11 protein-coding genes are annotated in these 13,448 nt (G+C 73.0%); 10 read left to right on the top strand and 1 reads right to left on the bottom strand.

Annotated elements, in window-relative coordinates; translation table 11 throughout:
• The first annotated feature begins 12 nt into the window (after positions 1-12).
• The 9 genes from BLS67_RS22510 (at position 13) to BLS67_RS22470 (ending at position 10,931) form a co-directional block, all read left to right on the top strand.
• Positions 13-1,419 (top strand): alpha,alpha-trehalose-phosphate synthase (UDP-forming), encoded by a 1,407-nt coding sequence (locus BLS67_RS22510; protein ID WP_091250477.1) that lies wholly within the window; start codon positions 13-15, stop codon positions 1,417-1,419.
• Positions 1,416-2,147, top strand: coding sequence for a trehalose-phosphatase (gene otsB / locus BLS67_RS22505; protein ID WP_091250472.1), 732 nt, complete (start codon positions 1,416-1,418; stop codon positions 2,145-2,147). Before BLS67_RS22510 ends, otsB begins: the two co-directional genes overlap by 4 nt.
• A gap of 91 nt (positions 2,148-2,238) precedes the next feature.
• A complete protein-coding gene (locus BLS67_RS22500) occupies positions 2,239-3,225 on the top strand; it encodes a Bug family tripartite tricarboxylate transporter substrate binding protein (protein ID WP_091250548.1) in 987 nt (328 codons plus the stop codon).
• Positions 3,222-3,779 carry a tripartite tricarboxylate transporter TctB family protein gene (locus BLS67_RS22495; protein ID WP_091250468.1) on the top strand — a complete coding sequence of 186 codons (558 nt, stop codon included), beginning with the start codon at positions 3,222-3,224 and terminating at the stop codon, positions 3,777-3,779. Before BLS67_RS22500 ends, BLS67_RS22495 begins: the two co-directional genes overlap by 4 nt.
• Positions 3,780-5,348 (top strand): tripartite tricarboxylate transporter permease, encoded by a 1,569-nt coding sequence (locus tag BLS67_RS22490; protein WP_091250465.1) that lies wholly within the window; start codon positions 3,780-3,782, stop codon positions 5,346-5,348.
• The gene (locus tag BLS67_RS22485; protein WP_091250462.1) at positions 5,345-5,752 is read left to right on the top strand and encodes a universal stress protein; all 408 of its coding nucleotides are present in this window, start codon (positions 5,345-5,347) and stop codon (positions 5,750-5,752) included. Before BLS67_RS22490 ends, BLS67_RS22485 begins: the two co-directional genes overlap by 4 nt.
• A gap of 159 nt (positions 5,753-5,911) precedes the next feature.
• A complete protein-coding gene (locus BLS67_RS22480; RefSeq protein WP_091250458.1) occupies positions 5,912-7,507 on the top strand; it encodes a methyl-accepting chemotaxis protein in 1,596 nt (531 codons plus the stop codon).
• Between the two features lie 228 nt (positions 7,508-7,735).
• Positions 7,736-9,313, top strand: coding sequence for a methyl-accepting chemotaxis protein (locus tag BLS67_RS22475; RefSeq protein ID WP_242654290.1), 1,578 nt, complete (start codon positions 7,736-7,738; stop codon positions 9,311-9,313).
• Positions 9,314-9,317: 4 nt separating this feature from the next.
• On the top strand, positions 9,318-10,931 hold the full coding sequence (locus BLS67_RS22470) for a methyl-accepting chemotaxis protein (RefSeq protein ID WP_091250451.1): 1,614 nt from the start codon (positions 9,318-9,320) through the stop codon (positions 10,929-10,931).
• On the opposite strand, the gene BLS67_RS22465 is transcribed toward BLS67_RS22470, so the two are convergent.
• Positions 10,925-11,806, bottom strand: coding sequence for a dioxygenase family protein (locus tag BLS67_RS22465; protein WP_091250448.1), 882 nt, complete (start codon positions 11,804-11,806; stop codon positions 10,925-10,927). The two genes, BLS67_RS22470 and BLS67_RS22465, sit on opposite strands and share 7 nt — an antisense overlap.
• A 152-nt stretch (positions 11,807-11,958) precedes the next feature.
• Between BLS67_RS22465 and BLS67_RS23970 the strand changes: the two genes are divergently transcribed.
• Positions 11,959-13,448: fibronectin type III domain-containing protein (locus BLS67_RS23970; protein ID WP_207500827.1), on the top strand; the 1,490-nt coding region annotated here is incomplete at its 3' end.

Here is a 13,448-nt window from a genome sequence, read left to right as displayed (position 1 = left end):
TTCGAGGTCGGTATGGCAGATCAGCAGAAGTCCGAGAGCCCCGTCGTCGTCGTCGCCAACCGGTTGCCCGTGGACCAGGTGGTCGCCGCCGACGGGTCGGTCAGCTGGACCCGCAGCCCGGGCGGCCTGGTCACCGCGCTGGAGCCCTTCGTGGCCGGCCGCGGCGGGGCCTGGGTGGGGTGGTCGGGCAAGGCCGGCGAGGCGCCCGAGCCCTTCGACTCCGGCGGCATGCACCTGGTCCCGGTCGAGCTGAGCGAGGACGACGTCGACCAGTACTACGAGGGCTTCTCCAACGCGTCGCTGTGGCCGCTGTACCACGACGTGGTCGAGAAGCCCGAGTACCACCGGGCCTGGTGGAACAGCTACGTGCAGGTCAACCGGCGGTTCGCCGAGAAGGCCGCCGAGGTCGCCGCCGACGGCGCCATCGTCTGGGTGCACGACTACCAGCTGCAGCTGGTCCCGGCGATGCTCCGCCAGCTGCGCCCCGACCTGACCATCGGGTTCTTCCTGCACATCCCGTTCCCGCCCTACGAGCTGTTCACCCAGCTGCCGTGGCGCAACGCGATCGTCGAGGGCCTGCTGGGCGCCGACCTGATCGGGTTCCAGATGCCCGCTGCGGCGACCAACTTCGTGCAGCTGGCCAAGCGGCTGCATGACCTGCCCACCAAGGGCTCGACGATCAGCTACGACGGCCGCACCGTCACCGCCAAGGCCTTCCCGATCTCGATCGACGTCTCGGTGTTCGACGAGCTGGCCCGCAGCCCCGAGGTGCTGGCCCGGGCGAAGGAGATCCGCGAGGAGCTCGGCAACCCCGACAAGGTGATCCTCGGCGTCGACCGGCTGGACTACACCAAGGGCATCGGCGTGCGGCTCGAGGTCTTCCTGGAGCTGCTCGAGGACGAGCAGGTCGAGGCGCCGTCCACGGTGTTCATGCAGGTGGCGACGCCGTCCCGCGAGCGGGTCGAGCACTACGTGACCATGCGCGAGACGATCGAGCAGCAGGTCGGGCACATCAACGGCGTCTTCGGCTCGACCAGCGGCCCGGCCGTGCACTACTTCAACCAGTCGATGCCGCGCGAGGAGCTCGCCGCCCTCTACCGGGCTGCCGACGTCATGCTCGTGACGCCCTACCGCGACGGCATGAACCTGGTGGCCAAGGAGTACGTGGCCGCCCGCGGCGACAACGGCGGCACGCTGGTGCTCAGCGAGTTCGCCGGTGCCGCCGCCGAGCTCAAGCAGGCCTACCTGGTCAACCCGCACGACAAGGACGGCGTCAAGAAGCAGCTCATGCGAGCGCTGCGGGCCGACCCCGCCGAGTCGGCGCGGTCGATGAAGGCGATGCGCCGGTACCTGGCCAAGCACGACCTGGACCACTGGGCCGGCTCCTTCTTCGCCGCCCTGCAGGAGGAGGCCGCGTGAGCGCCGACCTGACCGACCTCGCGAACCGTCGGCCGGTGCTGGTGGCCAGCGACTACGACGGCGTCCTCGCCCGGCTGCGCGACGTCCCCGGTGAGGCGGTCCTGGAGGACTGGGCCCCGGACCTGCTGCGGCGGCTGGCCGGTGCCGAGGGCGTCACGGTCGCCCTGGTCAGCGGCCGGGGGGTCGACGACCTGCGGACGACGTCCGGGCTGGGCGAGCCGTTCCGGTTCGTCGGCAGCCACGGCGCCGAGTACGACGACGGGCTGGACCCCGCGGTGGCCGCCGAGCGCGACCTGCTCGTGGACGCCGTGCAGCCGCTGGTCGACGCCGTCCCCGGCGCCCGGCTGGAGGTCAAGCCGGCCGCGGTCGCCGTGCACGTGCGCACCGTCGCCGACCGGCCCGCGGCGGCCGCGCTGCTGGAGCGCGCCGCGGCGGCCGCCGGCCCGCACCACACGGCCAAGCCCGGCAAGGACGTCCTGGAGATCGCGGTCACCGACGCCGACAAGGGGACGGCGGTGCTCCGGCTGGCCGAGCAGCTGGGCGCCGACGGCGTGGTCTACCTGGGCGACGACGTCACCGACGAGGACGCCTTCACCGCGCTGGCCGACCGACCGGGCGCCCTGACCGTCAAGGTGGGCGACGGCGACACCGCTGCCCGCGTGCGGGTGGCCGACCTCGACGGCGTCCGCGACCTGCTCGAGGAGCTGGCGGCCGCGCTCGGCGGCTGATCGACCATCTGGTGCACGACGAACATGTGACGCACAGCCCGCGCTCACCTACGGTCCAGGGTGTGAACGGCAACCATCCCGGGTGGCCCTCGTGCCGCTGACCCGCCGGGGGTTCCTGGCGGGTGCGCTCGCCCTCCCGGCCCTGTCCACCGTGGCCGCCTGCGCGGGCACCGTCGTCCAGCCCGGTGACCTCTCCCGGCTGCGCATGATGGTCCCGGCCAGCCCGGGCGGCGGGTGGGACACCACCGCCCGCACGCTGCAGCGGGTCATCCAGCAGACCGGCATCGCCCGCAACGTGCAGGTGTTCAACGTCGAGGGCGCCGGCGGCACGATCGGCATCGGCCAGCTCGCCCGCGAGGACGACGACGCCCTGCTGATGATGATGGGCCTGGTCATGGTGGGCGCCATCGACACCAACGACTCGACCACCCGGCTGGACGACGTCACCCCGATCGCCCAGCTGATCGCCGAGACCGAGCTGATCGTGGTCCCGGCGGACTCGCCCTACGACACCCTCGAGGACTTCGTGGCCGGCTGGGCCGCCGACCCGCGGGGCACCCCGATCGCGGGCGGTTCGGCCGGCGGCACGGACCAGATCCTGGCCGGGCTGCTGGCCCAGGCCGCCGGCATCGACCCGATCGAGGTCAACTACATCGCCTACTCCGGTGGCGGCGAGTCGCTGGCCGCGCTGCTGGGCAGCCAGGTGGCCGCCGGCATCTCCGGCACCGCCGACTACGGCCCGCAGGTGCAGAGCGGTGACCTCAAGGGCATCGCGGTCTCGACCGCCGAGCGGTCGAACCAGGTGCCCGACGTCCCCACGATCATCGAGAGCGGCTTCGACGTCGAGGTGACCAACTGGCGCGGGCTGATGGCCCGGCCGGGCATGTCCGACGGCGCCCGCGACGACCTGATCGCGCTGGTCACAGACGCGCACGACACCGACGAGTGGGCGGAGGCGCTGGACGCCAACGGCTGGCTGGACACCTTCCAGACCGGCGACGAGTACGGCGAGTTCCTCGCCGAGGAGGAGACCCGCGTGCGCCAGGTCCTCACGGAGATCGGGTTGATCCAGGGATGAACGAGGCGGAGGAGTCGGTCGCGTCCGAGACCCCAGCCGCCCAGCGGCCACGGGGGTTCAGCGGCGAGCTGGTGGGTGCGGTGCTGCTGGCCGCGCTGGGCGTCTACCTGCTGGTCGACGCCGGCGCGATCGCGATCCCGGGGTCGAGCAACACGGTGGGCCCGCGGTTCTTCCCCTACGCCGTCGGCGGGCTGAGCGTGGCCACCGGCGCGCTGCTGGCCCTGCGGGTGCTGCGCGGGGACCGCGGCCCGGCCGACGACGGCGAGGACGTCGACCCCGACGCCCCGACCGACTGGCGGGCCGTGGCGGTCATCTCCGTCGCGTTCGTCGCGCACGCGCTGCTGATCAACGTGGTCGGCTGGCCGCTGGCCGTCGCGCTGATGTTCGCCGCGGTGGCCACCACGTTGCAGGGCCGGCTCACGCCGCAGGCCGCCGTCCGGCCGTTCCTGGTCGGGCTGACCGTGGGCTGCGTCGTCTGGATCATCTTCGTCAAGGCGCTGGACGTGGCGCTGCCGGGCGGGATCGTCCTCGAGTTCCTGACGAGCTGGTTCTAGATGGCCATCTCCGACCTGCTCGGCGGGTTCGCCGACGCGATCACGCCGGTCAACCTGCTCTTCGCCCTGCTCGGCGTCCTGCTGGGCACCGCCGTCGGCGTGCTGCCGGGCATCGGCCCGGCCATGACGGTGGCGCTGCTGCTGCCGGCCACCTACGTGCTGGAGCCGACCAGCGCGCTGATCATGTTCGCCGGCATCTACTACGGCGGCATGTACGGCGGCTCGACCACGTCGATCCTGCTCAACACCCCCGGTGAGTCCGCGTCGATCATGACCGCGCTCGAGGGCAACAAGATGGCCAAGGCCGGCCGCGGGTCCGCGGCACTGGCCACGGCCGCCATCGGCTCGTTCGTCGCCGGCACCATCGCCACCCTGCTGCTCGCCCTGGTCGCGCCGACCCTGGTGGAGGTCGCGATCAACGTGACGACGGCCGACTACTTCGCCCTCGCCGTCCTGGCGTTCGTGGCGGTGGCCAGCGTGCTGGGGTCCTCGCCGCTGCGCGGCCTCGCGGCGTTGTGCCTCGGCCTGTACCTGGGCCTGGTGGGCACCGACGTCCTCTCGGGCCAGGAGCGCTTCACCCTGGGCATCCCGCAGCTCTCGGACGGCATCGACGTCGTCGTGGTCGCGGTGGCGCTGTTCGCCGTCGGCGAGGCGTTGTACGTGGCCAGCCGGCTGCGCAAGGGGTCGGTGCAGGTCATCGACCACAAGGGCAGCTGGATGACCCGGGAGGACCTGCGGCGCTCCTGGAAGCCGTGGCTGCGCGGCACCGCGTTCGGGTTCCCCTTCGGCGTCATGCCCGCCGGCGGCGCCGAGATCCCGACCTTCCTCTCCTACGCCACCGAGAAGAAGCTGACCAAGCACCCCGAGGAGTTCGGCCACGGCGCCATCGAGGGCGTCGCCGGGCCCGAGGCGGCCAACAACGCCTCCGCCGCCGGGGTGCTGGTGCCGCTGCTGACCCTGGGCATCCCGACCTCGGCCACCGCGGCGATCATCCTGGCCGCGTTCCAGGGCTACGGCATCCAGCCCGGCCCGACGCTGCTGACCACCGAGGGCCCGCTGGTCTGGGCGCTCATCGCGTCGCTGTTCATCGGCAACGCCATGCTGCTGGTGCTCAACCTGCCCCTGGTCGGGCTGTGGGTGAAGCTGCTGCGCATCCCGCGGCCCTACCTGTACGCCGGCATCCTCACCTTCGCGTCGCTGGGCTCGTTCGCGGTCAACGCCGATCCCCTGGACCTGGTCATCCTGCTCGCGCTGGGCCTGCTCGGGTTCGCGATGCGGCGGTTCGGCTGGCCGGTCGCCCCGGCGGTCATCGGGCTGATCCTGGGCCCGATCGCCGAGACCAACCTGCGCCGGGCGCTGGCGATCAGCGACGGCGACCTGTCGGTGCTGGTGGACAGCTGGTTCAGCCGCGTCGTGCTGGGGCTGGCCCTGCTCGCCCTGGTCGGGCCGGTCGTCCTGCGCGCCGTGCGCGGCCGTCGGCCCACCCCCGCCGAGGTCCAGCGGGAGCAGGAGGAGGATCGAGAGGTGCAGAGGGCAGCCGGCACCGGTGACTGGGGTGCCAGTTCATGAGCGTCGTGGTCGTGGGCTACGTGCCCAACCCCCGGGGACGGGCCGCCCTCGAGCACGCCGTCCTCGAGGCGCACCGGCGGGATGCGCTCCTGGTGGTGGTCAACTCCTCCCGCGGCGACGCCCTGGTCGACGAGGAGTTCCTCCGCGGTGACCAGCTCCGCGCACTGCACGACGAGCTGTCGGCCTCGGGGTTGCGCACGGAGGTGCGCCAGCCCGTCCGTGGCCGGGACGTCGCCGAGGAGCTGAGCGCCGTCTGCACCGAGACCGGCGCGGAACTGCTGGTCATCGGGCTGAAGAAGCGCTCGGCGGTGGGCAAGCTGCTGATGGGCTCGGCGGCGCAGCGCATCCTGCTCGACGTCGACTGCCCGGTCCTGGGCGTCAAGAGCTCCCCCCGGGAGGCCTGACCGGCGGTCGACGTGTCGACCGTCCGGGGTGGGTGACCCGCCGGTCGGGGCGCGGTTCGGTGACGGCGGACCGGTGCGGCTTGAAATCCAGCGGTCCCCGGCCGTCAGTACGGGTGTGACCGGCCGCACGGCCGGGTCCCCGTCCTGCCAGGAGATCTGATGTCCGCACCGTCCCCCGGTCGTCGCGCGCGCTGGTTCGCCGACCGTTCCCTGCCCGCCCGCTTCGGGATGGTGGGGTTCATCGTCCTGCTCGCCTTCGTCGCCCTCGGCGTCACCACCACGACGAGCGCGGCCGCGGTGCACCGGCAGGACGCGAAGCTGACCGACCTGACCCGGGCGCTGGTCCTCGTGCTCCAGCTGGACACACGGGCCAGCGAGCTGAAGGTCGACGGCTACAAGGCCATGGTCCGCGAGAACCCGGCCGACCAGCTCGCCGAGCTGGCCGACGACATCGACACCCCCCAGGGGATGCTCGACGAGCTGGACACCATCACGCTGCCGGCCGACAGCGCCACGGCGGTGGCGAACCTGGAGACGGGCTACGCGGCCTACTTCACGGCGGTCACCGCCGTCGTCCAGGGCGCGGTCGACGACCAGGCCGGGGCGCGCACGAGCTGGGAGGACGTGCAGAACGCCAACGACCTCACCGACGGAGCCGTCGGCGACGCGGTCGACACCCTGACCGCCGACCGGCAGACGGCCGTGGCGGACTTCAACGCGGCCGTCGACGGCATGCGGACCACCGTCCTGCTGGTCTGCGTCGTGGGCGTGCTGGTCATCGCCGCGGCGCTGGTCGCGATCATGCGGTCGATCACCCGGCCGGTGGAGCGGGTCAAGCGTGCGCTGCAGGCCCTGGCCGGCGGCGACCTGACCGTCTCCCCCGAGGTGGACAGCAAGGACGAGATCGGGACCATGGCGGCCTCCCTCGTGGACGCCCAGGACTCGCTGCGCCGACTGGTCGGGTCCGTCGCGGGTTCGGCGGACGCGGTGGCTGCCTCGAGCGAGGAGCTGTCGGCGTCGGCGGCGCAGATCTCGGCGTCGGCGGAGCAGACCAGCGTGCAGTCCGGTGCGGTGTCCGGTGCCGCCGAGGAGGTGTCGCGCAGCGTGGCCACGGTGGCTGCGGGTGCGGAGCAGATGTCGGCGTCCATCCGGGAGATCGCGCAGAACGCCAACGAGGCCGCGCGGGTCGCCGCCGGCGCGGTGACCGAGGCCGAGGCGACGAACCAGACGATCCAGAAGCTGGGGCTGTCGTCCAAGGAGATCGGCGACGTCGTCAAGGTGATCACCTCGATCGCCGAGCAGACCAACCTGCTGGCGCTGAACGCCACGATCGAGGCCGCTCGGGCCGGCGAGGCGGGCAAGGGCTTCGCCGTGGTGGCCAACGAGGTGAAGGAGCTGGCGCAGGAGACCGCCCGGGCGACCGAGGACATCGCCCGCCGCGTGGAGGCGATCCAGGCCGACACGCAGGGCGCGACCCAGGCGATCGGGCGGATCGGTGAGGTGATCGGGCAGATCAACGACTACCAGCTGACGATCGCCTCCGCGGTGGAGGAGCAGACGGCGACGACGAACGAGATGTCGCGCAGCGTGGCCGAGGCCGCGGGTGGGACGACCGAGATCGCCGCGACGATCACCGGGGTGTCCGGTGCAGCGGGGGCGACCACGCAGGCGCTGGGGCAGACCCGGGTGGCCGTCGACGAGCTGGCCCGCATGGCCGGCGACCTGCGCACGACGGTCGGCACCTTCACCTGGTGACCGACCCGCGCCGGCACGTGCCTGCCCCCGGACCCGATGCGGGTCCGGGGGCAGGTGCGTCTGCGGGGCGCGGTCCCGGATCGACATCTCGACCGTTCCGGGACGACGACCCGCAGGTCAGGGCGCAGTTCGGTGACGAAGGGCGTACGCGGCTCAAGCCGGGACGGGTGGGGCCGTAGTGACGGGTGTGACCGGCACCCCAGCCGGCTCGTCGCCCTGGAGTCCACCGTGCGTTGGTTCACCGACAGATCCGTCTCCGTCAAGATCGGCGCCGTGGTCGCCGTCGTCTGCGTGCTGGCCGCGGCCCTCACCGGGCTGGCCGTCTCCCGCCTGTCGTACCTGCGGGCCGAGATCAACGACATCTACGACGGACACGTCGTCCAGCTCGCCGCCCTCGGTGAGCTGCAGCGCGCCTACCAGGGGGACCGCGCCCGGTACGCCGGCTACGCCCTGCTCGACGACGCCGACCGCCAGACGATGGTCTCCGAGCTGGCCGACCGGCGCACCGACATCACCCAGAAGATCGAGGACTACGGCCCGCTGGCCAAGGACGCCTCCGCCTGGGCCCAGTTCCGGTCGGACCTGACGACCTACTACACGATCGCCACCCAGCAGCTGGTCCCCGCGGCCGACGCCGGGAACCAGGCGGGTGTCGCGACGGTGCTCACCGGCTCGCTGCAGTCGGCCGTGGACGCGGTCATGGACGACTTCTCGGCCGAGGCCGACCGGTCCAGCGCCGAGGCCGCCAGCCAGATCGCCGAGGTGGACACCAAGGCGGAGCAGGCCCTGTGGACGATGGTCGGCGGGCTGGTCGCGATGGTGCTGCTCGGCTCCGGCATCGCCTGGGCCGTCGTCCGGGGCATCCGCCGGTCGGTCCGCTCGGTGCAGGGGTCGCTGGAGGCGCTCGAGCGCGGGGACCTCACGGTCGCCCCGACCGTGCACTCGCGGGACGAGCTGGGCCGCATGGCCGAGGCACTGGCCGCGGCGCAGGCGCAGCTGCGGTCGCTGATGTCGTCGGTGGTGGGGTCCGCGGACGCGGTGGCCGCCTCGAGCGAGGAGCTGTCGGCCTCGGCGGCGCAGATCGCGGCGTCGGCGGAGCAGACCAGCGTGCAGTCCGGTGCGGTGTCCGGTGCGGCGGACGAGGTGTCGCGCAGCGTGGCCACGGTGGCTGCGGGTGCGGAGCAGATGAGCGCCTCGATCCGGGAGATCGCGCAGAACGCCAACGAGGCCGCCCGGGTCGCCGCGGAGGCCGTCAGCGAGGCCGAGGCCACCAACGCCACCATCACCAAGCTGGGGGTCTCCTCCAAGGAGATCGGTGACGTGATCAAGGTGATCACGAGCATCGCCGAGCAGACCAACCTGCTGGCGCTGAACGCCACGATCGAGGCCGCCCGGGCCGGTGAGGCGGGCAAGGGCTTCGCCGTGGTGGCCAACGAGGTCAAGGAGCTCGCGCAGGAGACCGCCCGGGCCACGGAGGACATCGCCCGCCGCGTGGAGGCGATCCAGGCCGACACGCAGGGCGCGACCCAGGCGATCGGGCGGATCGGCAGCGTCATCGGCCAGATCAACGACTACCAGCTGACCATCGCCTGCGCGGTCGAGGAGCAGACGGCGACGACGAACGAGATGTCCCGGTCGGTGGCCGAGGCCGCGGGCGGGACGACGGAGATCGCCGCGACGATCACCGGGGTGTCCGGCGCGGCGGGCTCGACGACGCAGGCGCTGGGGCAGACCCGGGTCGCCGTCGACGAGCTGGCCCGCATGGCCGGCGAGCTCCGCACGACCGTCGGCACCTTCACCTGGTGACCCGATGACCGGGTCGAGGGCGGTCGGGGCAGCGCGACAGGTCCGCCGGCGCCGCGGGCTGGCGTACCGGTCCCTGCGCTTCAAGGGGCTCGTGCTCGGCGGGGTGTTCCTGCTCGCCGTCGGTGGTCTGCTGGCCGCTCTCGTCGTGGGGAACTCCACCACGGCGGCGTCGTCGGCCCGGTCGGCGGAGCTCTCCGCGGTCCGGGCCGATGTCCTCACCCTGGGCCTGCGGATCCGGGATCTGCAGGTCGAGGCCTACGAGTCGCTCGTCCGCGTGGATCCGCAGAGCCAGCAGGGTCGGGTCGACTCCCTGGCGGCAGAGGTCGGCGAGCTGGTGGTCCGCCTCGAGCGCACGACGTCGGGCGGGGACGCCGATCCGGTGATCGGTGAGGTGGTCCGTTCGCTGCCCGGCTTCACCGACACGGTGCGGGCCTTCGTGGCCGACGCCGTCACCGACCAGGATGCGGCGCAGGGGCGATGGAGGGAGGTGCAGACCGCCGAGGACACCGCCGACGAGGCCCTCGCGGCGGCGGCCCGGTCACTGGACACGCAGCTGACCGAGGCCCGTGCCGCGCAGGACCGCACCGTGCTGGTCACCACCTGGGCGGGGCCCCTGGTCGCGCTGCTCGGCCTGCTCGCGGTCGGCAAGGTCGGCCGGGACACCTACCTCTCGATCGTCCGTCCGGTGGGCCGGTTGCGGGTGGGGCTGGAAGCCCTGGCGGACGGTGACCTGACGGTGGACCTCGGGGTGCGGGGCACCGACGAGATCGGTCAGATGGGTCGGGCGCTGCAGGTGGCCCAGGCCTCGCTGCGCGACCTCATCGGGTCGGTCGCCCGGTCGGCCGATGCGGTGGCGTCGGCCAGCGCGGGCCTCGCGGAGTCCTCCGCGGAGATCTCGACGGGTGCCGAGCGGACCGCGGTCCGGTCGGCAGCCGCCACCACCGCAGCGCAGGAGGTCTCGCGGTCGGTCGAGACCGTGTCCGCCGGTGCCGAGCAGATGGGCGCCTCGATCCGCGAGATCGCGCAGAACGCGAACGAGGCCGCCCGGGTGGCGGCCGGCGCGGTCGGCGAGGCAGCGACCACCAACGCCACGATCGGCCGGCTGGGTGCGTCGTCCCGGGAGATCGGCGACGTGGTGAAGCTGATCTCCGCCATCGCGGGGCAGACCAACCTCCTGGCGCTCAACGCGACGATCGAGGCGGCCCGGGCCGGGGAGGCGGGCCGGGGGTTCGCCGTGGTGGCCGACGAGGTCAAGCAGCTGGCCCAGGAGACCGCGCGGGCGACCGAGGAGATCACCCGGCGGGTGACGGCCATCCAGACCGACACCGGGGGCGCCGTCGACGCGATCGGCCGGATCGGCGCGGTGATCGAGCGGATCAACGACTACCAGCTGACCATCGCCAGTGCGGTGGAGGAGCAGACCGCCACCACGCAGGAGATGGTCCGATCGGTCTCCGCGGCCGCCGCGGGGACCTCCGACATCACCTCGAACATCACCGAGGTGTCCGGGGCGGCCGGGTCGACCACGCAGGCCCTGGGTCGTAGCCAGGTCGCCGTGGGCGAGATGGCTGCCATGGCCCGGGACCTGCGTGCGGCCGTCAGCGCCTTCCGCTACTGAACCTGGAAGGAGCGGCGGGAGAGGCCCATCATCCAGCCGTCGACGGTGGTGGTGACCGGCTGCTCGGGCTGGTCGGCGGCACCGAGGGTGACGAACAGCGGGCTGAGGTGCTCGACGGTCGGGTGGGCGTAGGGCAGCCCGGGGGCCTCGGCGGCGTAGCGGGCCAGGCCCTCGACGTCGCCGGCGGCCAGCAGCTCGGCGGCCCAGGCGTCGAAGTCCCGGGACCAGGACGGCACCTGGCCCGAGGCGATCGACTCCCGGGTCAGGAACGGCAGGCCGTGGGTCATGAAGCCCGAGCCGATGACCAGGGTGCCCTCCTGGCGCAGCTCGCGGATCCGCCGGCCCAGGTCGAGCAGGCGGTGCGGGTCGTGGGTGGGGAGCGACAGCTGCAGGACCGGGACGTCGCCGAGGGGGTACATGACCTTCAGCGGCACCCAGGCGCCGTGGTCGAGCCCGCGGCGGGTGTGCTCGTGGACCGGCTCGGAGTCGGGCATGGCCCCGGCCACCCGGCGGGCGAGGTCGGAGGCGTCCGGCGTCGCGTACGTCATCTCGTAGTAGCGCCGGGCGAAGCCGCCGAAGTCGTAGACCAGCGGGGTGTGCGCAGCCGACGAGGAGATCGACAGCGGGGCGGACTCCCAGTGCGCGCTGACGATCAGCACGTCCTTGGGCTTGGGCATCGACAGCGCCCAGGTGTGCAGGTCGCGCATCCACGGGCCGTCGTCGAACAGCGGGGGCGCGCCGTGGCTGAGGTACGTGCTCGGCAGGGCGCCGTCGGCGGCGGTCCAGCTGCGCTGCTCGCGGGCCGCGGGCAGCGCATCGACGAGGAAGTCGTCGAAGGCGCCGGCCGGCACCCGCGGGTCGAAGATCGAGGTCATGGGGTGACCGTACGCCCATATGCATGAACTCTCAACAAAAAATGACGCACTCGCACCATCGGGTCAGCGGAACCAGATCGGGCACAACCATTCGCCCGATCTGCCGAAGACCGTGGTGGGTCCGCCCGGACCCGGGGCGGGAGATGTTCCACGTGGATCGACAGCTGACCGGCGCACGACGAGCGACCGGGTGGGCGGTGCGTGCGGCCTTCGTGGTCGGGGCGCTCGGCGTCGTCCTGACGTCGTCACCGGGCGCGGACCCGGCGCCGTCGTCGGGTGCGTTGCGCACGGCCAGCTTCAGCGACCCGGCCCCGCCGACCGACGTGACGACCTCCGCGGCCGACCGTGGCCTGGGTGTCTCCTGGACGGCGCCCGGCGAGGCTCTGGTCAGCGGCTACCAGGTGCTCGTCGACGGCTCCGTCGTCACGACCACCTCCGGCACCGGGACGTCGGCCACGGTCTCCGGCCTGGTCAACGGCCGGGCCTACACCGTCACCGTGCGCACGCGGACGACGTTGGCGGGCACCACCAACACGGGCTCGACGGCCTCCTCCCCCGTGGTCGGCACCCCGCGCGACGCCACCCCACCCGCGGCGCCCACCGGCGTGACCGCCACCCGCGGGGAGCGCCAGGTGGCGCTGAGCTGGACCGCCGGGACCGAGTACGACGTCGACGGCTACCGGGTGCTGCGGGACGGTGCCGTGGTCACCGGCCTGCTCGCCGGGACGTCGCACACCGACACCGGCCTGACCAACGACCAGACCTACGACTACCGGGTGCAGACCCACGACACGTCGGGGAACTGGTCGGCGAGCTCCGCGCCGGCGGTCTCCGCCACCCCCACCGACCTGACCCCGCCCGCGGTGCCGACCGGCCTGGCCGCCGCGCGCGGTGAGCACCAGGTGACGCTGTCCTGGCAGCCGAACGGCGAGGCGGACCTGGCCTCGTACCGGGTGCTGCGCGACGGCACCGAGATCGCGACGGTGACCAGCGGGACCTCCTACGTCGACACCGGGCTGACCAACGACCAGGCCTACGCCTACCGGCTGGTGGCCGTGGACACGCACGGGAACCGGTCCGCGGCCACCGCCGCGGTGTCCGCGACCCCGACCGACCTCACCCCACCCGCGGTGCCCAGCGGGGTCACCGCGGTGCGCGGTGACGGCCGGGTGACGGTCTCGTGGACGGCCGACTCGGAGCCGGACCTGGCCTCGTACCGGGTGCTGCGCAACGGCGTGGAGGTCGCCACGGTCACCGGGACGTCGTTCACCGACACCGGGCTGACCAACGACTCCGACTACGCGTACCGCGTCGTGGCGGTGGACACCCACGGGAACCGGTCGCTCGGCTCGACCGCCGTCACCGCGACCCCGACCGACCTGACCCCGCCCGCGGTCCCGACCGGGCTCGCGGCCGTCCGCGGCGACGGCCAGGTCGCGCTGAGCTGGACGGCGAACACCGAGTCCGACCTCGCGTCCTACCGGGTGCTGCGCGACGGCACGGAGGTCGCCACGGTCACCGGGACGGCGTACACCGACTCCGGGCTCACGAACGACCAGGCCTACGCCTACCGGCTGGTCGCCGTCGACACGCACGGCAACCGGTCCGCGGCGTCGACCGCGGTCACCGCCACCCCGACCGA

The sequence above is a fragment of the Klenkia soli genome (assembly GCF_900103975.1).
GTDB lineage: Bacteria > Actinomycetota > Actinomycetes > Mycobacteriales > Geodermatophilaceae > Klenkia > Klenkia soli.
This window is presented reverse-complemented; position numbering and strand designations above follow the sequence as displayed.